Source organism: Aeromonas sp. FDAARGOS 1415 (genome assembly GCF_019048365.1).
GTDB lineage: Bacteria > Pseudomonadota > Gammaproteobacteria > Enterobacterales > Aeromonadaceae > Aeromonas > Aeromonas taiwanensis.
Map to the genome: position 1 here is coordinate 3,005,088 of NZ_CP077363.1, position 20,807 is coordinate 3,025,894.

15 protein-coding genes are annotated in these 20,807 nt (G+C 61.3%); 4 read left to right on the forward strand and 11 right to left on the reverse strand.

Annotated elements, in window-relative coordinates:
* The first annotated feature begins 30 nt into the window (after nucleotides 1–30).
* The gene (locus I6L45_RS14300) at nucleotides 31–1,506 is read left to right on the forward strand and encodes a YfcC family protein (protein ID WP_216982404.1); all 1,476 of its coding nucleotides are present in this window, start codon (nucleotides 31–33) and stop codon (nucleotides 1,504–1,506) included.
* Between the two features lie 61 nt (nucleotides 1,507–1,567).
* Here the strand turns inward: I6L45_RS14300 and I6L45_RS14305 are convergent, their stop codons facing one another.
* Entirely contained in the window at nucleotides 1,568–2,782 is a 1,215-nt protein-coding gene (locus I6L45_RS14305; protein ID WP_216982405.1) for a pyridoxal phosphate-dependent aminotransferase, read from the reverse strand.
* A 345-nt stretch (nucleotides 2,783–3,127) separates the two neighbouring features.
* Between I6L45_RS14305 and I6L45_RS14310 the strand changes: the two genes are divergently transcribed.
* The gene (locus I6L45_RS14310) at nucleotides 3,128–3,337 is read left to right on the forward strand and encodes a DUF1653 domain-containing protein (protein WP_216982406.1); all 210 of its coding nucleotides are present in this window, start codon (nucleotides 3,128–3,130) and stop codon (nucleotides 3,335–3,337) included.
* A gap of 57 nt (nucleotides 3,338–3,394) precedes the next feature.
* On the opposite strand, the gene I6L45_RS14315 is transcribed toward I6L45_RS14310, so the two are convergent.
* The 5 genes from I6L45_RS14315 to I6L45_RS14335 form a co-directional block, all read right to left on the reverse strand.
* Nucleotides 3,395–3,652 (reverse strand): GrxA family glutaredoxin, encoded by a 258-nt coding sequence (locus tag I6L45_RS14315; RefSeq protein ID WP_216982407.1) that lies wholly within the window; start codon nucleotides 3,650–3,652, stop codon nucleotides 3,395–3,397.
* A 516-nt stretch (nucleotides 3,653–4,168) separates the two neighbouring features.
* Nucleotides 4,169–5,602: a D-alanyl-D-alanine carboxypeptidase/D-alanyl-D-alanine-endopeptidase gene (gene dacB, locus I6L45_RS14320; RefSeq protein WP_216982408.1), complete on the reverse strand. Its 1,434-nt coding sequence runs from the start codon at nucleotides 5,600–5,602 to the stop codon at nucleotides 4,169–4,171.
* 88 nt (nucleotides 5,603–5,690) lie between these two features.
* Entirely contained in the window at nucleotides 5,691–7,451 is a 1,761-nt protein-coding gene (locus I6L45_RS14325) for a DEAD/DEAH box helicase (protein ID WP_216982409.1), read from the reverse strand.
* 115 nt (nucleotides 7,452–7,566) lie between these two features.
* The gene (locus tag I6L45_RS14330; protein WP_043761388.1) at nucleotides 7,567–8,604 is read right to left on the reverse strand and encodes an HlyD family secretion protein; all 1,038 of its coding nucleotides are present in this window, start codon (nucleotides 8,602–8,604) and stop codon (nucleotides 7,567–7,569) included.
* A gap of 10 nt (nucleotides 8,605–8,614) precedes the next feature.
* Nucleotides 8,615–8,947, reverse strand: a complete 333-nt coding sequence (locus tag I6L45_RS14335) for a DUF3302 domain-containing protein (protein WP_216982410.1) — start codon at nucleotides 8,945–8,947, stop codon at nucleotides 8,615–8,617.
* A gap of 245 nt (nucleotides 8,948–9,192) precedes the next feature.
* Here I6L45_RS14335 and I6L45_RS14340 point away from each other — a divergent pair, with 245 nt between their 5' ends.
* Nucleotides 9,193–10,818 carry a mechanosensitive ion channel family protein gene (locus I6L45_RS14340; protein ID WP_216982411.1) on the forward strand — a complete coding sequence of 542 codons (1,626 nt, stop codon included), beginning with the start codon at nucleotides 9,193–9,195 and terminating at the stop codon, nucleotides 10,816–10,818.
* A gap of 62 nt (nucleotides 10,819–10,880) precedes the next feature.
* Here the strand turns inward: I6L45_RS14340 and I6L45_RS14345 are convergent, their stop codons facing one another.
* From I6L45_RS14345 to adhE, 5 genes are all read right to left on the reverse strand, one after another.
* Nucleotides 10,881–12,302 carry a carbon starvation protein A gene (locus tag I6L45_RS14345; protein WP_134696018.1) on the reverse strand — a complete coding sequence of 474 codons (1,422 nt, stop codon included), beginning with the start codon at nucleotides 12,300–12,302 and terminating at the stop codon, nucleotides 10,881–10,883.
* Between the two features lie 140 nt (nucleotides 12,303–12,442).
* Nucleotides 12,443–13,147 carry a two-component system response regulator BtsR gene (btsR, locus tag I6L45_RS14350; protein ID WP_216982412.1) on the reverse strand — a complete coding sequence of 235 codons (705 nt, stop codon included), beginning with the start codon at nucleotides 13,145–13,147 and terminating at the stop codon, nucleotides 12,443–12,445.
* Nucleotides 13,144–14,835 carry a sensor histidine kinase gene (locus I6L45_RS14355; RefSeq protein WP_216982413.1) on the reverse strand — a complete coding sequence of 564 codons (1,692 nt, stop codon included), beginning with the start codon at nucleotides 14,833–14,835 and terminating at the stop codon, nucleotides 13,144–13,146. Before I6L45_RS14355 ends, btsR begins: the two co-directional genes overlap by 4 nt.
* Nucleotides 14,836–15,188: 353 nt before the next feature.
* Nucleotides 15,189–16,421: an HD-GYP domain-containing protein gene (locus I6L45_RS14360; RefSeq protein WP_216982414.1), complete on the reverse strand. Its 1,233-nt coding sequence runs from the start codon at nucleotides 16,419–16,421 to the stop codon at nucleotides 15,189–15,191.
* 110 nt (nucleotides 16,422–16,531) lie between these two features.
* Nucleotides 16,532–19,207, reverse strand: coding sequence for a bifunctional acetaldehyde-CoA/alcohol dehydrogenase (adhE, locus tag I6L45_RS14365; RefSeq protein ID WP_134696015.1), 2,676 nt, complete (start codon nucleotides 19,205–19,207; stop codon nucleotides 16,532–16,534).
* Nucleotides 19,208–20,045: 838 nt separating this feature from the next.
* Here adhE and I6L45_RS14370 point away from each other — a divergent pair.
* Nucleotides 20,046–20,681, forward strand: coding sequence for a YchE family NAAT transporter (locus I6L45_RS14370; protein ID WP_043761370.1), 636 nt, complete (start codon nucleotides 20,046–20,048; stop codon nucleotides 20,679–20,681).
* Nucleotides 20,682–20,807 lie beyond the last annotated feature (126 nt).

A 20,807-nucleotide genomic window follows, 5' to 3' on the forward strand; every position in this document is an offset into this window, starting at 1 on the left:
ACATGACGGCACTGCCGAGGTACGGAAGCTATGACCACTCCACACGATGCGCCCAAGAAGCGCCAACTCCCCACGGTTTACACCCTGCTCTTTCTCATCATCGCCCTGGTGGCGGCCCTCACCTGGGTGCTGCCTGCGGGCAAATACAACTATGTGACGGCCAAGACCCAGCAGCCGGTGGCGGCGGCGGCCGTGGCGGATTACAGCGGCGGCGAGCGCCTGCTGCCGGTGCCCGGCAGCTACACCGAGCTTCCCTCCCGGCCGCAGGGGGTGTTCGAGGTGCTCAAGGCCCCCATTCAGGGGTTCCACAAGGCGGCGGATGTGGCGCTCTTCGTGCTCATCATCGGCGGTTTTCTGGCGGTGACCATGCAGAGCGGGGCGCTCGATGCCGGGGTGGGGGCAATCGTGCGCACCTTCGCCGGGCGCGAGCGGCTGCTCATCCCCGTGCTCATCGCCCTGTTTGCCCTCGGCGGCTCCACCTTCGGCATGGCGGAGGAGACGGTGGCCTTCTGGGCGCTCATCGTGCCCGTCATGATGGCGGCAGGCTTCGATCGCATGGTGGCGGCGGGCATCATTTTGCTTGGCTCCGGGGTCGGGGTGCTCGCCTCCACCGTCAACCCGTTCGCCACCGGCATCGCCTCCGGCTTTGCCGGCATCCCCATCGGCGAGGGGATTGGTCTTAGGGTCGTGCAGTGGCTGCTGCTGGTGATCTTCGCCTCCTGGTTCGTGATGCGTTACGCCAGGCAGGTGCAGCAGGACAGCGCCCGCTCCGTGCTGGCGGACATCGTCTACGACGACGAGTTCTCCCAGATGAAGAGCGACAACCACGCCTTCAGCGGCAGGCAGAAGCTCACCATGCTGGTCTTCTTCGGTACCTTCCTGCTGATGATCTATGCGGTGGTGCCCTGGTCGGATCTGGGCATCGACCTGTTGCCCACCCTGGGCTGGTGGTTTGACGAGCTCTCCACCCTCTTCTTCAGCGCCTCCATCCTGATCGCGCTCATCAACCGGATGCCCGAGTCCAACTATGTGGCGACCTTCCTGAACGGGGCTCGGGATCTCATCGGGGTGGCCCTGGTGGTGGCGGTGGCGCGTGGCATCTATGTGGTGATGGAGCAGGGCGTCATCATCGACACCATCTTGCACTGGGCCGAGGGGCTGGTGAGCGGTCTGTCGTCGTCGGTCTTTATCCTGATGACCTATCTGGTGCACATCATCCTGAGCTTCTTCATCCCCTCCACCTCGGGGCTCGCGACCGTCTCCATGCCGCTGATGGGGCCGCTGGCGGACTTCTCTGGCATCTCCCGGGATCTGGTGATCACCGCCTACCAGTCCGCCTCCGGCTGGATCAACCTGTTTGCCCCCACCGCTGCCCACCTGGTGGCGGGGCTGGCGCTCGCCAGGATCCCCTACGACCGCTTCGTGCGCTGGGTCTTGCCCTTCATCATCGGGGTAGGGCTCATCACCATGGGGGTGCTGGTGGCCGGGGCCCTGCTGCACGGCTGATGGGACGTCACACGACAGATAGAAAAAAGGCTCCCGAAGGAGCCTTTTTCATGTTCAGGGCTTACTGCTTGTAGCCCTTGAGGAAACGGGCGAGACGGCCGATGGCCTCTTCGAGCTCCTCTTCCCGGGGCAGGAAGACCAGGCGGAAGTGATCCGGCGCCGGCCAGTTGAAGCCGGTGCCCTGCACCAGCAGCAGTTTCTCCTGCTGCAGCAGGTCGAACACCATCTTCTGGTCGTCGCGAATGTCGTACACCTTGGGGTCCAGGCGCGGGAACATGTAGAGCGCCCCCTTGGGCTTGACGCAGGAGACCCCCGGAATGTCGTTGAGCAGCTCCCACGCCTTGTCCCGCTGGCGACGCAGGCGGCCGCCCGGCAGGATCAGCTCGTTGATGCTCTGGTAGCCGCCCAGCGCCGTCTGGATGGCGTGCTGCATGGGCACGTTGGCACACAGGCGCATGGAGGCCAGCATCTCCAGCCCCTCGATGTAGCCCTTGGCACGGCCCTTTGGTCCGGTGATGACCATCCAGCCCTGGCGGAAGCCGCAGGCGCGGTAGGCCTTGGAGAGGCCGTTGAAGGTCACTACAATCACATCGTCACACAGGGTGCAGACGCTGGTGTGGGAGATGTCGTCGTAAAGGATCTTGTCGTAAATCTCGTCGGCGAAGATGATGAGGTTGTGCTGGCGGGCGATCTCGATCACCTCCAGCAAAAACTCGCTGCCGTAGACGGCGCCAGTCGGGTTGTTGGGGTTGATCAGCACCAGGCCGCGGGTGCGCGGGGTGATGCGGGCCCGGATGTCGTCGAGATCCGGGTACCAGTCGGCCCCTTCGTCGCAGCGGTAGTGCACCGCATGGCCACCGGAGAGGGTGACGGCCGCGGTCCAGAGCGGGTAGTCGGGGGAGGGGACCAGCATCTCGTCGCCGTTGTTGAGCAGCGCCTGCATCGCCATCACGATGAGCTCGCTCGCGCCGTTGCCGATGTAGATGTCGTCGATGTCGACCTTGCGCATCCCTTTCTGCTGGTAGTACTGCATCACCGCCTTGCGGGCCGAGAAGAGCCCCTTGGAGTCGCAGTAGCCCTGGCTCTGGGGCATATTGAGGATCACATCCTTGATGATCTCCTCCGGTGCTTCGAAGCCAAACGGGGCCGGATTGCCGATGTTGAGCTTGATGATGCGGTGCCCTTCGTCCTCGAGACGGCGGGCTTCTTTATGCACCGGGCCGCGGATGTCATAGCAGACATCGTCGAGCTTGTGCGACTTGTCGATGGTGAACATGTGAGCGTAATTCCTTCCCCGTGGGGCGCGTTGGCAGAAAAGCTGTTTTTAGTATCAAATTTCTCTGCCCCTATTCTTCACAGAATTGAATGCTAGAACAATCTAATTTATGGAATAAATCCCTGATATTTACCCCTAAAACAGGGTTGCCAACTTGTTAAATTCAGCATGATCGTTTGCCCGTGTCCAAGAGACCAGTGAAAGATGAGGGGAGGGCGCACAAAGCCACGGGAGTGTATTGAAATATCCCGCCCATCTGGCACGATTGGCTGGGGTGAAAATCCGCTTTCACCCCGCCTGTCCGGCAGGCCGGGCTCCTTTCTCTTTCACCATCGAGGCTCTGTCATGCATGCACCCGCCACCGGTCGTTATCGTCATTTCAAGGGGGGTTACTACCAGGTGCTCGCCCTGGCCCTGCACACCGAGACCGGGGAGCAGCTGGTCGTCTACCAATCGGAGCAGGACGGCCAGGTCTATGCCCGCCCCGTGGCCATGTTCATGGAGTGGATTGAGCATCAGGGGGAGGTGGTGAGTCGTTTCACGCCGGTGGGGTAAGGCAGGCGTGCGGCATGAAAAAAGGCGCCCTGGGCGCCTTTTGCAATGGGGTTGGGCTTACAGACCCAGATTGGCTCGGGCATAGGCCTCGAAGTCGGTGCAGCCGCCGATGTGCTGCTCCTCCAGGAAGATCTGCGGCACCGTGGTTACGGGCTTGCCGGCTTTGGCAGCCAGATCGTCCTTGGTCAGCCCGGCGACGTTGATATCCACGTAGCGGAACTCGAAGTCATCGCGCTCCTCGGTCAGCTGCTCGGCAATCTGCTGGGCACGCACGCAATAGGGGCAACCCGGACGACCAAAAATCTCTACAAACATCTTTTCTCTCCGTTATACAAGCCGTTACACAAGCCGTTCACGCAGGCCATTAAGGCGAGGCTGGGCACAGCATAGCCTCGGCGCCGGGCCAGTCAAAGCTGAAAATTGCGATGCCCCTGTTCACCCTGTTCGATGGCACCCGGATCACCGGGCTCGTGGCAAGGCTACCCAGACTCTTTACTGCGCGGCGATCTGGATGGGCTGCTGCTGGTAAATGCTCTCCAGCATGCCCTTCTCGAAGACGGTCCAGGGCAGGGAGGCAGCCTTGCTGGCAAGGCTACCCAGACTCTTTACTGCGCGGCGATCTGGATGGGTTGCTGCTGGTAAATGCTCTCCAGCATGCCCTTCTCGAACACGATCCAGGGCAGGGAGGCAGCCTTGCAGGCAAGGCTGCCCAGACTCTTTACTGCGCGGCGATCTGGATGGGCTGCTGCTGGTAGATGCTTTCCAGCACGCCCTTCTCGAAGACGGTCCAGGGCAGGGAGGCAGCCTTGCAGGCAAGGCTGCCCAGACTCTTTACTGCGCGGTGATCTGGATGGGCTGCTGCTGGTAGATGCTCTCCAGCACGCCCTTCTCGAACACGGTCCAGGGCCAGGGCGCCTTGCTGGCGCGGTAGCGATCGTGGGTCGCCGGATCCTGGGACAGACCGCGCTGGAACATCACGAACGCCTTGCGCTGGCCGCCGGCGGTGTCGATGAAGCCGGCGAGGTTCGAGGTGCCCGTGATGGTCCCCGTCTTGGCGTGCACCTTGTTCTTCATCATGGGGGCGGTGACGCTGCGGCGCCAGGCCAGGGTGCCGTCCACCTGGGAGCTCGGCAGCAGCTTGATGAAATCGAGCTCGGCGTCGTTCTTCTGGATGAAGGTCAGCACCGAAAGCATCTGGCGGGCGCTGATGAGGTTGTGGGCGGAGAGGCCGGAGCCGTCGGCCAGGGTGGCGTTGCCAAGGTCAATGCCGTGCTTGGTCAGGATGGCGCGCACCGCCATGGTGCCACTGCGATAGCTCCCCGGCTTGTTGTAGTAGTGGCGGCCCACGGTTTTGAGGAAGGTGTCGGCGTAGAGGTTGTCGGACTTCTTCAACATCTTGGCGAGCATCACCGGCAGGGAGACGGAGTAGTGGGTGGCCAGGGTCTGGGCTCCCACCGGAGCCTTGTGGGTGACGCGCAGCAGGCCGTCGTGGCGGATCCCGGCACGGTTCATGGCCCAGCGGATGTTGTCCCAACCCCAGGCTTCCACGTCGTGGATGGCGAAGCGCAGCCCTTGTGGCTCCTTGTTCGGGGTGATGCAGCCCTTGAGCTCGTAGAAGTTGCCCTTGGCCATGTCTACTTCCAGGGCGCAGAACTGGCGCGCCATGTCGCCATAGCTCATCACCTCGACATTGTCGGCACCGATGCCGATGGGGACGCCGGTGGCGACATTGCCCACTGCGGGCTTGCCGATCTGGGTGGCGGTAACGGTGCCGTAGGCGCAGTTCTTGTCGATGATGACGGAGGAGACCGGGGCGGCGAAGCAGAGGGTCTGATCCCCCCAGGACCAGCCGTTACCGCGCTCATAGCCGTTGTAGGCACCGGTGTTGACGTAGACGTTGCCCTTGATCTGGCTGACGCCGAGCTGCTTGAACAGGGCGACCAGATCCATCCGCGACAGGGTGGGGTCGCCGACGAAGTTGATCCAGATGTCACCGTTGATGGCATCCCCCTGCTTGGCGCCGGGCTGGGCCTGGAGGTCGGTGGCGAAGCGGAAGTCGGCGCCAAGCTCCAGGCGGGCGGCGAGCGCGGTCAGCACCTTCATGGTGGAGGCGGGCGCTATCATGTCATCCGCATTGCGGGAAAACTCGATGCCGTTGTTGCCCTGCACGATGACGGCATACTGGCCCCCCTTGGGCGGGGTCAGCGGGGTGGCCTGGGCCACCAGGGAAAAGAGAGCACAAAAACCAATCAACAGCCGCTGCATAGGATCCTCTAACTGAACGAAAGGGCGGCAATGCAATACCGCCCTGCTAATCAAACCGGGTGACTGCCTGATGTGGCCGGACGTGTGGTCAGGCCGGGGCGTTGGCAGTCCGGTAACGCCCCTCGTAATCGAATATTTTTTCCTTCACCTGCCAGAAACGGCCCGACTTGCGGGCGATGACGAAATCCGGGTGACGGAACTGGCCGCTGGCGGCCAGCACGCTCGCCAGGGTGGCAAATTCGGGCTCCAGCCCCGGGGCGGGCCAATGATGACGCACAAAGACCTGTTGAAACAAGCGCCGTGCGCCCGGCGAGTGGAAACCGAAGTACTCCGTCAGGGTGAGTCCGTCCTCGTCGTGGTAGGTCACCTCCAGCCGCTCCCCCTGCTTGCCGCGCCCAGCCGCCAGGGTGAGACCGGCGCAGCGGATGACCATGCAGTCCTTGAGATTGAGCGCCTCCTTGAGCTTGTCGTCAGGATCCACCAGGAGGTGATCGCAGGACTGGCAGCGGCGGGCTGCGATGTCGTTTTCGGCACCGCAGGCGGGACATATTTTGGCGCGAAAGCGATAGTCGCACTCCTCGCGATGGCCCTCGTCATCCTCGAACAGTCCCTGGCAGCGGCGGCCGTAGTGTTCAATCACCTTGCCGTCCTCGTCCGTCTTTCCCCAGAAGGTGTTGGCAAAGCCGCAGGCGGGGCAGGGCACCTGGACCGGCTCGGTGTCGGCGTGGGGTCTGGGTTCCCCCACCTCGGGGGCAAACAGGTTGAAGTTGTTGCCGGCATAGTCCAGTACCAGGCAATCGGTCTTGCCAGGCGACAGGCGCAGGCCGCGCCCGACGATCTGCTGGTAGAGCGACACCGACTCTGTGGGTCTGAGCATCACGATAAGATCGACGTGGGGGGCATCAAAGCCGGTGGTGAGCACCGCCACGTTGACCAGGAATTTGAGCTCGCGGGCCTTGAAGGCGCTGATGAGGGCGTCGCGCTCCGGACCCGGGGTTTCACCGGTGATCAGCGCCGCTTTTTCTCCTTGCGCGCCGAGCAGACCGTGAATTTCCCGGGCGTGCTCGACGGTGGCGGCGAAGATCATCACCCCCAGGCGTTCGGCGGCGTACTCCAGTACCTGATTGATGATGTGGGGGGTGACCCGCTCCTGGCGCCTGAGTTCGCCGTTGAGGTCCGCCTCGCTGAACAGGCCGTTCTCGCGCGGCACCAGCCGGCTGAAGTCGTAGTGGACGACGGGGGCATCGACGAGACGGGGCGGGGTCAGGTAGCCGTTTTTCACCATGAAGCGCAGGGGCAACTCGAACACGCAGTCGCCGAACAGCCGCTCGCCGTGGCTCTTCACCATGCCGTGGTAGTGACGCCGGTAAATCCAGCCCAGCCCCAGCCGGTAGGGAGTGGCGGTGAGGCCCAATATCTTGAGGGCCAGATTGGCGGCCTTGAGATGGTCGATCACCTGATGGTACTGGCTGTCATCGTCGAGCGACACCCGATGGCACTCGTCGATGATAAGCAGGGAAAAGGCCCCGTCGAAGGCATCCAGATTGCGGGCTACCGACTGCACCGAGCCAAACACCACCTGGGCGCTGGCCTCCTTGCGGGACAGTCCGGCGGCGAAGATGTCGGCCTTGAGCCCCCAGGCCTCGTACTTGGCGTGGTTCTGCTCCACCAGCTCCTTGACGTGGGCCAGCACCAGCACCCGGCCGCGGGCTTTTCGCGCCAGCTCGGCGATCACCAGACTCTTGCCGGCCCCGGTGGGCAGCACGATGACGGCGGGATCAGGATGTTTGCGAAAGTGGCTGATGACGGCGTTGACGGCGTCGGTTTGATAGGGTCTTAGAACGAACATGGGGAGACTGGCTGCTGCAAGATGGCGCCATTATAGGGATTCGGTTTTTAAATGTCTGGCTTAAAAACAGAGGGCCGGCAAGCGCGGCCCTCGAAACAGGAGGTGGTAACGAAGCTTAGTGGAAGGGGAACAGGTAGTTGAGCCAGCTGCCCATGCGCATCAGGATCTTTCGCATGATGGCCACGTGATGGAAATGCTCGGTGTAGATGGCGGCCTGGCCGCTGGAGCCCGCGATCACCTGATACTTGGCCCACTCGGGGTCGGTGATCTCCAGGATGATCGGCAAACGGCCGGGCACCTGGGCCGTAGTCTGATCGATCAGGCCCGCCTGAGCCTGGACGTTGCCCGCTGCCATGGCGGGGATCACTTTCTTCACTCTGGCCTTGAAGATCCGGCCGGGGATGCCGTCCAGTACCACCTCGGCCTCATCCCCATCCTTGAGCCGCTGCATGCTGTTCTGCCAGAACCAGCCGACGTAGGAGTTGGCGTCTTCGTGGATGAAGGTCATTACGGGGCGGAACATGAAGGGGGCTGCAATCATGCCCGGGCGCAGCGCCAGCTGCACCACATGGCCATCGCTCGGAGCGTAGACCACGGTCTGCTCCAGATCGTACTTGGCGATGTTGAGCTGGGCTTTCAGGTCATCCAGCGTGGCCTTCTGCTGGTCGATCTGGGCGACGATGTCGTCCACGTTGGCCTGGGTCACGTCCAGATCACGCTGCTTGCCGATGCCACGTCGCATCAGTTCCTGGGCGCGATCCCGGTCCAGGCTGGCAGAGCGCAGCCGGGCATCGAGGGACTTGAGGTAGTCCTGGTTGGAGGAAAGCCTCGCCGTCAGGCTGGCGACCTTCTCCTGGAAGGGCTCGGCATCGATACGAAACAGTACGTCCCCCTGCTTGACCAGCTGGTTGGGGGTGACCGGCACCTCGGTGACGCGTCCCTTTACCAGAGGCACGACAGGGGTGGAGACGTAGTAGTTGCGGGCCAGCTCCGAGTAGGGGTGGTTGTAGTTCATCAGCATGATGAGGGTGCCGATGAGGACGATCCCCCCCAGCACGGCCGTCGGGACGCTCCACTTGTTGAGCGGGATCTTGAAGATCTTGAAAACGCCTATGCAGAGGGCTGCATAGGTGAGGATCAGTAGCAGGTCCATGGGGAGTTACCTATTTATCGGTCTGTTCGAGCGTGTTCATGCGGGCCTGCAGTACGGCCAGTTCTTTTTTGAGTGCGGTGATCTCGTCTTCGTCGTTTTGCAGCCGCTGGCTGAACCCCCAGCCGCGATCGGGGCGGTAGACCGTGGCCCAGATCCAGAGGAAGGGCCAGAGCACATGTAGGGTAAACAGGCTGACCCAGCCTGCCACGTGAATGGCGTCCTGGTGGGGGTGATTGCGGTGCTTGGCTATTTCATACGGAATATCGTGAATGACGATAACGCCATAGAAGATGACCAAGACGACAAACACCAATATTCCCAGGGCAATGTAGTCAAGTACCATCGGTTTCTCCCATCTCAAATCGCGAGGCCATATCCGGACACTCGCCTTCACAGTATCCAGCTCATGATGACAGTATATTGCCGTAGCGCAAGGACCCAAGCTTGGTGTTGAACTTGTGGTACAGGCCTGGTTAATCGCTTGACTATTTATCACACACCAGACATTTACTTCTATAAAATCAAACAGGAACGGGACTATATGGTCTCGCAGGGAAAATTGGGGGCAGGATGGAGAGGGGATGCAAAATGAGCCGCTGGTTGGCGCTGTTGCTATTGTTCAATGTGTTGTCGGTGAGTCAGTCATGGGCTGCCGAGCCCAGGATGGAGCCGACCGAACAGGAGAAGGCCAGAACCCTGGTATTGCTCCACGAGCCCATCGTCATGTTGCAGGCAAAATTTGGCCGTCTGGACGGGGCGGCCCGGGTTCGTCTGGTCAAGGAGCGGCTCATGCAGATGAAGGCCTCCGATCTGGAGGAGCCGGTGACCCTGGTGAGCGCCAGGCGCTTTGGCCAGGAGACGCGCGAGTTTCTGGTCAACGGCAAGCGGATCCTGGTGCTGGTGGAAGGGGATCTGGAAACCCTCGACGAACTGAGTCTGGATCAGGCGAGCGAGCTGGTGCGGGCGCGGCTGGACAAGGTGCGCCTCAAGTACCTTGAACTGCATTCGACCCCCTATCTGCTCAAGGCCGGTGGCATGGCGCTGCTGGCCAGCCTGCTCTTCTTCGGTCTGACCTGGCTGCTGCAGCGGGGCCACAGACGGGTCAGACGCTGGCTCGCCAACCGTCTCCTGCAGCAGAAGGGGCTTATTCCACACCAGTGGCGCCAGGTGGCGGGAAACGTGGAGGCCCGATTGATAGGCCTCGTCACCCTGCTGGTGATCTTCATGCTCACCTATGGCTGGTTGACCTATGTGCTCGCCCTCTTCCCCCAGACCCGGGCCTGGAGCGAGCGCCTGGGGGACTCCCTGTTCGAGCTGTGCGGCGACATGCTGGAGGGGATGATAGCGGCCATGCCGGGGCTGGTGACCGTGCTGCTCATCGTGCTCATCACCCGTTTCTTCATCCGGATGCTGGCCATCCTGTTCGATCGCATCGAACACGGCCAGCTGCGGGTGCAGGGGCTGCACGCGGAGACCATAGGAGCGACCCGGCGCCTGCTCTCCGTGGGGATCTGGCTGTTTGCCCTGACCGTGGCCTACCCCTACCTGCCCGGCGCCGACTCCGACGCCTTCAAGGGGATCAGCGTCTTCTTCGGTCTGATGGTGACCCTGGGGTCGGCGGGCATCATGAACCACGCCATGAGCGGCCTGGTGCTCATCTATTCCCGTGCGCTGCGGCCCGGCGATCTGGTGCAGATCGGCGAGGTCGAGGGGATGGTGAGCGAGCTCAACGCCCTCTCCACCAAGCTGGTGACGCGCCAGGATCACGAGGTCACGCTGCCCAATGCAGTGGTGGTGGGGGGCAAGGTGGTCAACCTGACGCGGCTGGCCGGCGAGAAGGGGGTCGCACTCCTGACCAAGGTGACCATAGGTTACGATGCCCCCTGGCGCCAGGTACACGCCATGCTGGAGCTGGCGGCGCGGCGCTGCACCATGCTCAATCAGGCGGAGGCGCCCCTGGTGAGGCAGCTGAACCTGCAGGACTGGTATGTGGAGTACGAGCTGCAGGTGCGCATGAAGGCGGACCAGCTGCCCGCCGTGGTCCGGACGGAACTGCACGGCCACATCCAGGATGTCTTCAACGAGTTCGGGGTGCAGATCATGTCCCCCAACTTCATTGCCCAGCCGGAGCAGGCGGTGCTGGTGGCAAGGGAGCACTGGTATCAGGCACCCGCCGAGGCCCCCGACGCCCCGGAGACACCTGCCAGGAAGTGACCCCAAAAGAAAGAGGCCCGGCAGCAATGCCGGGCCTCTTGTCATGGAGAGAGGGTCAATCCTCAACTCTCCTTGGCTTCCCTCAGTTGCGAGGGCCTGAATTTCACCAGGAAGGCCAGGGTGATGAGGGCGGTGCCCACCAGGCCGATGATGGTGGAGACACCCATCTCCAGACCAAAGCCGATGGGGGCGTTGGCCAGGTAGGTGATCACCACGGCCGTCATGAAGATGGCGGGAATGGTGCACACCCAGTGCAGCTTGCCTTCCTTGATGAGGTAGGCGGCGGCGGCCCACAGCATGATGACGGCGGTGGTCTGGTTGGCCCAGCCGAAGTAGCGCCAGATCACCCCGAACTCGGCCTTGGAGATGATGAAACCGAGGATGAACATGGGGATGGCGATCAGCAGGCGCTTGGCCATGGGCTTCTGGGTCAGGTTCAGGAAGTCCGCCACGATGAGACGGGCACTGCGAAACGCCGTGTCACCAGAGGTGATGGGCAGGATCACCACGCCCAGGATGGCCAGGATGCCGCCAACGGTGCCGAGCAGGCTGGTGGAGACTTCGTGTACCACGGCAGAGGGACCGCCGCTTGCCAGGGTGGCGTTGAGCGCTTCAGTACTGTCGTAGAAGGAGAGACCCAGGGTGCACCAGATGAGGGCGATGATGCCTTCACCGATCATGGCGCCGTAGAAGATGAAGCGGCCGGAACTTTCGTTCTGCATGCAGCGCGCCATCAGCGGGGACTGGGTGGCGTGGAAGCCGGAGACCGCGCCACAGGCGATGGTGATGAACAGGAGCGGCCAGAGCGGCAGGTCGGTCGGGTGCAGGTTGGAGAAGTCCATCCCGGTGTTGTAGAAGCCCTTGCCGGAGACGATGAGGCCGATGATGAGGCCGACCGACATGAAGACCAGCAGGGCGCCGAAGATGGGGTAGAAGCGGCCGATGATCTTGTCGATGGGGACTATGGTCGCGAGGATGTAGTAGGCGAAGATGGCCGCAATCCAGTAGACCAGATCGGTGGAGGTGAGGTTGGCCAAGAGGCCCGCCGGGCTCAGCACGAAGACCACGCCCACCAGCATCAAGAGCACCACGGCGAACAGGTTCATGAAGTGCTTGGCGGCGGTACCCAGGTGCTCACCGACCACGGTCGGCACCGAGGCGCCCTTGGCGCGCACCGACAGCATACCGGAGAAGTAGTCATGCACCGCACCGGCGAAGATGCAGCCGAACACGATCCAGAGCATGGCGACCGGGCCATAGAGGGCGCCCAGGATGGGGCCGAAGATGGGGCCGACGCCGGCGATGTTGAGCAGTTGAACCAGATAGACCTTCTTGTCCGACATGGGGACATAGTCCACCCCGTCCGCCATGGTGATGGCGGGGGTCTTCAGCTCGGGTTTCGGGCCAAATATCCGTTCGATGAATTTGCCGTATAGGAAGTAGCCGGCTATCAGCAAGCCGACACAGAGGAAGAACCAGATCATTGTTACGCTCCTGCCTTGTTATTTTTTGGTGTGCGCGGCCAGTGTAGGTGGGTCTTTCTGTTAACGGCAGGTAAACGGGCTGAGCGGCGACATGGCGACCCGAGCGGTCGCCCGTTGTGATCTCGCGCACATCCCGGGGCTTATTCCAGCCCCAGCTCCTCCTTGAGCTCCTTGAGGTAGCGGCGGCTGACCGGCACCCGGGCCCCGCTCGGGGTCACTATCTCCGCCAGCTGGTTCTCCAGCAGCTGGATCTCGAAGATGGCGGCTGGCGCCACCAGATACTGGCGGTGGCAGCGCAGCAGCGGCGTCTTCTCCTCCAGGGACTTGAGGGTGAGCTGGGTGTGAAACAGCTCGCCCTGGCAGGCCACATGGACGCCGCCAAGATCCGAGAAGGCGTACTCCACCTGCGAGGTGGGCAGCAGCCGCACCCGGTTGTGCAGGTATCCGGGAATATGGCGGATGGTCGGGGCCAGGTTCCCGACCGGTTGCGGCGTGAGGTCCTGCCTGAGTCGCCCAAGCGTCTTGGCGAGGCGCGCCGGCTCCACCGGTTTTAGCAGGTAGTCGAAGGCGTTTTCCTCGAAGGCCTGGATGGCGTAATCGTCGAACGCGGTGACAAAGACGATGCGGGGCAGGGGGTCCAGCATGGCTACCAGCTCCATGCCGCTGAGCTTGGGCATCTGGATGTCGAGAAACACCACGTCGGGTTTGAGTCGCTGGATCATGGGCAGTGCCTCGATGGCGTTGGTGGCCATGTCCAGGATCTCGATGTCGGGTTCGCCGCCGAGCAGCTCGGTCAGCTCCTCGCGGGCATAGGGTTCATCATCGACGATCAGGATGCGGATCATCTCGTCTCCTTGGAAGGGAAGGGGGGCTGTCTGGGGAGGGTGAGGCAGACCCGGGTCCACTGCTCTGGCTCCCACTGCACATCGAGGCCAAAGCGCTCGCCGAAGGCGCTCTTGAGGCGCTTGTCCACCAGGCTCATGCCAAGGCCATCGCCGGCCGGCTGGGGTTGCCAGGAGCCGGCGTTGTCCTCGACGCAGAGGGTGACCCGCTCCGGCCCCTCCTCTGCGAAGAGGCGGATCCGTCCCTGGCCCAGCAGGGAGCAGATGCCGTGCTTGATGGCATTCTCGATGAGGGGCTGCAGGGTGAAGCTCGGCAGCTGCAGATCGGCCAGGTGGGGCGGGATCTCGTTGATGACGGTCAGCCGCTCGCCAAAGCGGGCCTGCTCAATCTCCAGGTAGGAGAGGCAGTGCTCCTGCTCCTCCCGCAAGGTGGCCATGCCGTGCTGACGCTTGAGATTGTTGCGAAAGAAGCGGGAGAGATGCAGCAACAGCTCCCGCGCCCTGCCCGGGTCGCGGCGGGTGATGGCGCTGATGGTATTGAGGGTGTTGAACAGGAAGTGGGGGTTGATCTGCGCCTGTACCAGCTTGAGCTCGGACTGCACCAGCAGGCGCTGCTGCTGCTCAAGCCGTCCGCTCAGCAGTTGCTGGGAGAGCAGGTTGGCGATCCCTTCCCCCAGGGTGTGGTTGATCTTGAGAAACAATCGCTTCTTGGGTTCATACAGCTTGATGGTGCCGATCACCCCCTGATCCCCCTGCAGGGGGATCACCAGCACCGAGCCCAGCTCGCACTGGGGGGAGAGGCTGCAGCGATAGGGCTGGCTGTTGCCGTCGGCAAAGAGCACCTTGTTCTGGGCGATGGCCTGCAGGGTGATGGCGGAGGTGATGGGGGTACCCGGCTTGTGGTGATCCTCCCCGGTGCCGATGAAGGCGAGGATCTTGTCGGTATCCGTGATGGCGACCGCACCGACCCCGGTCTCCTCCTGCACTATCTGGGCGATGCGGGTGCTGGCCTCGGGGGTGAACCCCTGGCTCATGATGCCGACGGTACGGTTGGCGATGGTGAGGGCCTTGGCGGAGAAGACCCGGGAGAACTTCTCGTACATCCGCTGCTGGTCGCGGATCATGCTGATGAAGAGGGCCGCCCCGCAGGAGTTGGCCAGGATCATGGGGGTGGCGATGGTGCGCACCAGGAGCAGGGACTTGTCGAACGGGGTGGCGACCAGCAGGATGATCACCATCTGCATGATCTCGGCCACGAAGGTCGTGAAGAAGGCGACTCTGGGCTCGAAGAGGTCATTCACCCTGCCCGCCCGCATCAGCCGCCAGTGCACCAGACCCCCCAGGAGCCCCTCGCAGGTGGTGGAGATAGCGCAGGCCAGATCCGTAAAGCCTCCCAGTGTGTAGCGGTGCAGGCCACCGGTCAGGCCGACCAGAAAGCCGACCAGGGGGCCGCCCAGCAAACCGCCAAGCACGGCGCCGACGGCACGGGTGTTGGCGATGGCCTCGTCGATGTCGAGGCCCACGTAGGTGCCGAGGATGCAGAAGCTGGAGAAGATGACGTATATCAGCACCTTGTGGGGCACTCTGACGGAGTAGTTGGCCAGGGGGCGCAGCAGGGGGCTCTTGGAAAAGAGGTAGGCGATGACCAGGCTGACGCTCATCTGCTGGAGCAGGGAGAGGACTAACTGCATAAAAAACCTTCCTCAACAATCATGCCTGGTCTGTGCGCCGCCCTGGCACACTGTGAGCCAGATCTCGTCTTGACACGGGCCGGTGCCGGGTGGCGGGGGCAGTTTGCCAGAATTGAAAAATAAAACCATATAAAATCAGCATGTTAAATTGATATTTGTATAACCTGCCTGCGCTTGATATTGCTGAAGAGAGCATGAAGGTATCCGCAGGATACCCCACACGGAGGTGGCATGCTCCGCCCGACCCCTTGGTTGGGCGTTTTTTATTCAGCTTCAATGGCAGACGATTTTGAGGGGGATGGAGCAATTATTCAGGTTTGTCCAATGAGTTATCCCCAGCTTCTGGGGATAACTCAGAAGGCGAAATAGTAACAGACCCGCCGGCCCAGGCTGAAAAATGGCCGTTGTCCTTCATCCAGCTCTTCCGGCCTGAGGGTGGCCACTATGCTTCTCGCATCCTCCCGCAAGTCGATCATGGCCACCCCTTCCGGGCGCTGCCCCTTGATATAGGGCTGCACCTTGGGTTTGAGGGGCATGGTGGGTTCTGTTGACAGCACCAGGGCCACGGAGTCGTCGTCGAGGCGCACCAGGGAGCCGGGGGGATAGACCCCCAGCACCTTTATCAGCAACCTGACCAGATCCTGATCGAATTTCTTCTGGGACAGCTTGAAGAGCTGGCCGATGACCTGGCTCGGCCCCACCGGGTTGATGCCGTTGCGGGGGTGGAGCGATTCGTCGTAGTGATCCACCAGTCCGATGAGGCGGACGAGGGGAGGGATCTTGTCGCCACCGATGCCAAGAGGGAAGCCGCTGCCGTCGAGGCGCTCATGGTGCAGGTGGGCCACCTCGCGGATCCTGGGTTCGAAGGCCTGCAGCTGATTGAGCATCTCAAGCCCGTACTGGGGGTGCATGTTGAGAAAATTCTGCTCCGCCTTGTTGAGATCCCCCCGTTTCTGGGTGATCTGGCTCGGGATCCTGAGTTCGCCGATGTCGTGCAGCAGGCCGGCCAGCCCCGCCTCCTCGATGTCGATCGGGGTCATGCCGAGTTCCCGCGCCATCAGCATGGCGATGAAGGCCACGCTCAGGCTGTGTTGCAGCAGGCTATCCGTGTGCTGGCTGCGGATGAGGTGCAACCCGAGTGGCCCCTGATGGCTGGCAAGACGGCTGGCGGTGCTGCGCACTAGCTGGGCGGTATTGGCGAGCCCCTCGTCAGGCTTGAGGTTAAGGGCGCCGAGCGCATCGCGCAAATCCGAGAGGGACTGGCCGAAGGCCTTGTCGGCGGTGCGCAGGGAGCGTCTGAACGCCTTCTCGTCAAAGCCGGGCTCAGTGGGGGGCGGTGTGTCCTGCGCTCTCTCCCGCTCGGGAGAGGGGGCCGGGTCGGCGCGCAACAGGGGTTCGACGGGCAGATCGCTCTTGTCGGGATCCACCATCAGCAGGGTGAGTTCGAGGTGTCGGATGATATCAAGCTGTTGCTGGTCGCGGATCTTGAAGGCATTGAACATAAAAGGGTGACTCGTCCATCCCGTGGGGAGATGGATGTAGTGGCCGACTCTCAACTGCTCGATGGAGGCCTGGATCAGCGCCATGGATTAGCTCTTCTGTCGAATTTGCCTATCAATAAGCTAGCAAAATTAAACAGATAGACAAATAAAAAAGCCCGCGCATCTGCGCGGGCTTTCATCATCCAGGGGACTTATCAGGCCTTGGATTTTTTCTTGGTGTCTACCTTGGCTTCGACTTTGGCTTCTACCTTGGTCGCCACCTGGGCTTCCTCGATGAAGGGACGGCCGTAGTAGGTGTCCATCAGGATGGCTTTCAGCTCGGTGATCAGCGGGTAGCGCGGGTTGGCGCCGGTGCACTGGTCATCGAAGGCTTCCAGGGCCAGCTGGTCAACCTTGGCCAGGAAGTCCGCCTCGTTCACGCCAGCTTCACGGATGGAGGCCGGAATGCCCAGGGTTGCCTTCAGCTCGTCCAGCCAGGCCAGCAGCTTCTCGATCTTGGCCGCGGTGCGGTCACCGGCAGCGGTCAGACCCAGATGGTCAGCCACTTCGGCGTAGCGACGACGAGCCTGCGGACGGTCGTACTGGGAGAACGCGGTCTGCTTGGTCGGGTTGTCGTTCGCGTTGTAGCGGATGACGTTGCTGATCAGCAGGGCGTTGGCCAGACCGTGGGGGATGTGGAACTCCGCACCCAGTTTGTGGGCCATGGAGTGGCACACGCCCAGGAAGGCGTTGGCAAACGCGATACCGGCGATGGTGGCGGCGTTGTGCACCTTCTCGCGGGCAACCGGGTCGTTGGCGCCGTTGATGTAGCTGGAGGGCAGGTAGTCCTTCAGCAGCTTCAGGGCTTGCAGCGCCTGGCCATCGGAGTACTCGTTCGCCAGCACGGAGACATAGGCTTCCATGGCGTGGGTCACGGCGTCGATACCACCGAAGGCGCACAGGGATTTCGGCATGCCCATGACCAGGTTGGCGTCCACGATGGCCATGTTCGGGGTCAGCTCGTAGTCGGCCAGCGGGTACTTCATGCCGGTGGCGTCGTCGGTCACGACCGCAAACGGGGTCACTTCAGAACCGGTACCGGACGTGGTGGTGATACAGACCAGTTCGGCCTTCACGCCCATTTTCGGGAACTTGTAGATACGCTTGCGGATGTCCATGAAGCGCATGGCCAGATCTTCGAACGCGGTGTCCGGATGCTCGTACATCACCCACATGATCTTGGCGGCATCCATCGGAGAACCACCGCCCAGTGCGACGATCACGTCCGGCTTGAAGGAGTTGGCCATTTCGGCGCCCTTGCGTACCACGGACAGGGTGGGGTCGGCTTCCACTTCGTAGAAGATCTCCACTTCCATGTTCAGCTTCTTGAGCAGACGGACCACTTCATCGGCGTAGCCGTTGTTGAACAGGAAGCGGTCGGTCACTACCAGTGCACGCTTCTTGCCTTCCAGGTCGCTCAGGGCGATAGGCAGGGAACCACGACGGAAGTAGATGGATTTCGGAAGTTTGTGCCACAGCATATTTTCTGCCCGTTTTGCGACTGTCTTCTTGTTGATCAAGTGCTTGGGACCGACGTTCTCGGAGATGGAGTTACCACTCCAGGAGCCGCAACCCAGGGTCAGGGACGGGGCCAGCGCGAAGTTGTACAGGTCACCGATACCACCCTGGGTGGAGGGGGTGTTGATGAGGATACGGGCAGTCTTCATCTTGTCGCCGAAGTACTTGATGCGGTCGGCATTGCGATCCTGGTCGGTATACAGACCGGAGGTGTGGCCGATACCACCGATGTTGACCATGTCACAGGCCATCTCGACAGCTTCTTCGAAGTTCTTGGCACGGAACATACCCAGCGTCGGGGAGAGTTTCTCGTGAGCGAATTCGTCTTCTGCGCAGAGCTCCAGGCCTTCACCGATGAGGATCTTGGTGGTCGCGGGAACGGTGACACCGGCCATGGCGGCGATCTTGGTGGCAGGCTGGCCCACGATGTCGGCGTTCAGGGCGCCGTTGATCAGCAGCACTTTACGCACCTTGTCGGCCTCTTCCTTGGAGAGGATATAGCCGGCGTGGGTCGCGAAACGCTCCTTGACCTGGTTATAGATGGAGTCAACCACGATGACCGCCTGCTCGGAGGCACAAACCACGCCGTTGTCGAAGGTCTTGGACATCAGGATGGAGGCGACGGCACGCTTCACGTCGGCAGTCTCGTCGATGACGATGGGCACGTTGCCCGCACCCACGCCGATGGCGGGTTTGCCGGAGGAGTAGGCGGCCTTCACCATGCCCGGGCCACCGGTGGCCAGGATCAGGTTGATGTCGTCGTGACGCATCAGGGCGTTGGAGAGTTCGACGGAGGGTTGGTCAATCCAGCCGATGATGTCTTTCGGGGCACCGGCGGCAATGGCGGCATCCAGTACCAGCTTGGCAGCGGTATTGGTGGAGTTCTTGGCACGGGGGTGCGGGGAGAAGATGATGGCGTTACGGGTCTTCAGGGAGATAAGAGCCTTGAAGATCGCGGTGGAAGTCGGGTTGGTGGTCGGTACGATACCGCAGATGATGCCTACCGGTTCGGCGATGGTGATGGTGCCCATCTCGTCGTCCTGGCTCAGAATGCCGCAGGTCTTTTCGTCTTTGTAGGCGTTATAGATGTATTCGGAGGCGAAGTGGTTCTTGATAACCTTGTCTTCGATGATACCCATACCGGATTCGGCCACGGCCATCTGGGCCAGGGGGATACGGGCGTTGCTGGCGGCGAGGGCGGCGGCACGGAAAACCTTGTCTACCTGCTCTTGCGAGAAGCTGGCGAATTGACGCTGCGCTTCTTTGACGCGGGCAACCAGTGCATCCAGTTCAGCCAAATTGGTTACTGCCATGTTTATCTCCTGATGATTTGAAAACTGTTTAGTAAGACCTTGGCAATGCCCGGCAATTATAGCCGCCCTGTCAAGGAGAGAATCACCACAACGGGGTATTTACATGTCTTAGTAAACTGTTTTCTGGCTCGATTATAGGGCCGGGATGTGTCAGAAAAAATTGATCTGGATCATATGTAACAAAAGAACAAAAGAAATTTTGTTTCAGCCACCCGGCAGGCCGAATGTTGCTAACCTGTTGCCTGAAACTCGGTACGGGTTGCCGGCGGTGCAAGGGGCATGGCACCTGAATTCAGCGTTGTTTCCCCCAGGGGCACCGAGGGGAGGCGATCAGGCAGGGGAGGGGCTTGGCGGTGGCTTTCTCCAGCCAGTTGGCGAGGGTTTCATTTTTGTTGAGCCAGTGGCTTGTTGCTTTTATCCAGTCACGGCGCTGGCGCGGCAGAATTCGGGGCGGGAGCGATGGCTCGTTGCCGACGATGGCAGAGAAGATGGGGATACGTGCAGTCGAATGAGTGGACACGACAGGTGTTGCTCGTCGCTGTGGGTTCAGGGAAAAGCGTCATTACGCCACCAACAGGGTGGTTTGTTGATGGTGAATATTGAACTGAGATGGTCTTGCAGAATTAAATGTCGATGCGTTTGATCATATTGTTAACCATCACTGACGCGGATTAACAACTCGAAATGTTGAATTTTGTCGATACATTAGAGGAACTAACTGAAAAGCCCCGAAAAGGGTGAGATTATTTGATTGGTGAAGGGAAAAATCATGGTGTAAATTTACGCGCAATTGGATGGGGATGACCCCTGTGGCCCGGTTTGGTTCTGGATGGCGCCTATGGCAGCAATAGACTTCTCTTTATACCTGAAATTTTTCGTCGGCCTGTTTGCAATCATCAACCCGCTGGGGTTGTTGCCGGTCTTCGTGAGCCTGACCGGTCACATGCAGCCGGATGAGCGCAGGAAGACCAATACCACCGCCCATATTGCCGTGATGATCATCCTGATTGTTTCCATGTGCATGGGGCAGCTGATCCTCGATAGCTTCGGCATCTCACTGGCGTCGTTTCGTATCGCCGGGGGCTCGCTGATCACCCTGATCGCCTGGTCCATGCTGCAGGGCAAGCTGGGGGAGGTGAAGCACAACAAGCAGGAGAAGGGTGAACTGGCTGCGCGCGAATCCATCGCCGTGGTGCCCCTGGCACTGCCCCTGATGGCCGGACCCGGCGCCATCTCTTCCTCCATCGTCTATGCCAGCCAGAAGACCCTGCCCCAGATGGCCGGCATGTTCCTGGTGGTGGTGGCCTTTGCCTGCTGCTCCTGGCTCATCTTCCGCGCCGCCCCCTTGCTGTTCAAGCTGATGGGCAACACCGGCATCAACGTGGTCACCCGTATCATGGGCCTCATCATGATGTCCCTCGGCATCGAGATCATCGTCGCGGGCATCAAAGGGGTCTTCCCCGGTCTGGTGTGAGCCAGCTCTATGTTTTGTCGTAGCCGGTCCTTGTGACCGGCTTTTTATTGTTTCTTTTTTGTTGGTCATTTCCTAGAATCGACCGTCCCTGTATAGAAACTGACCGGCTCGCCATATTTAATTGCT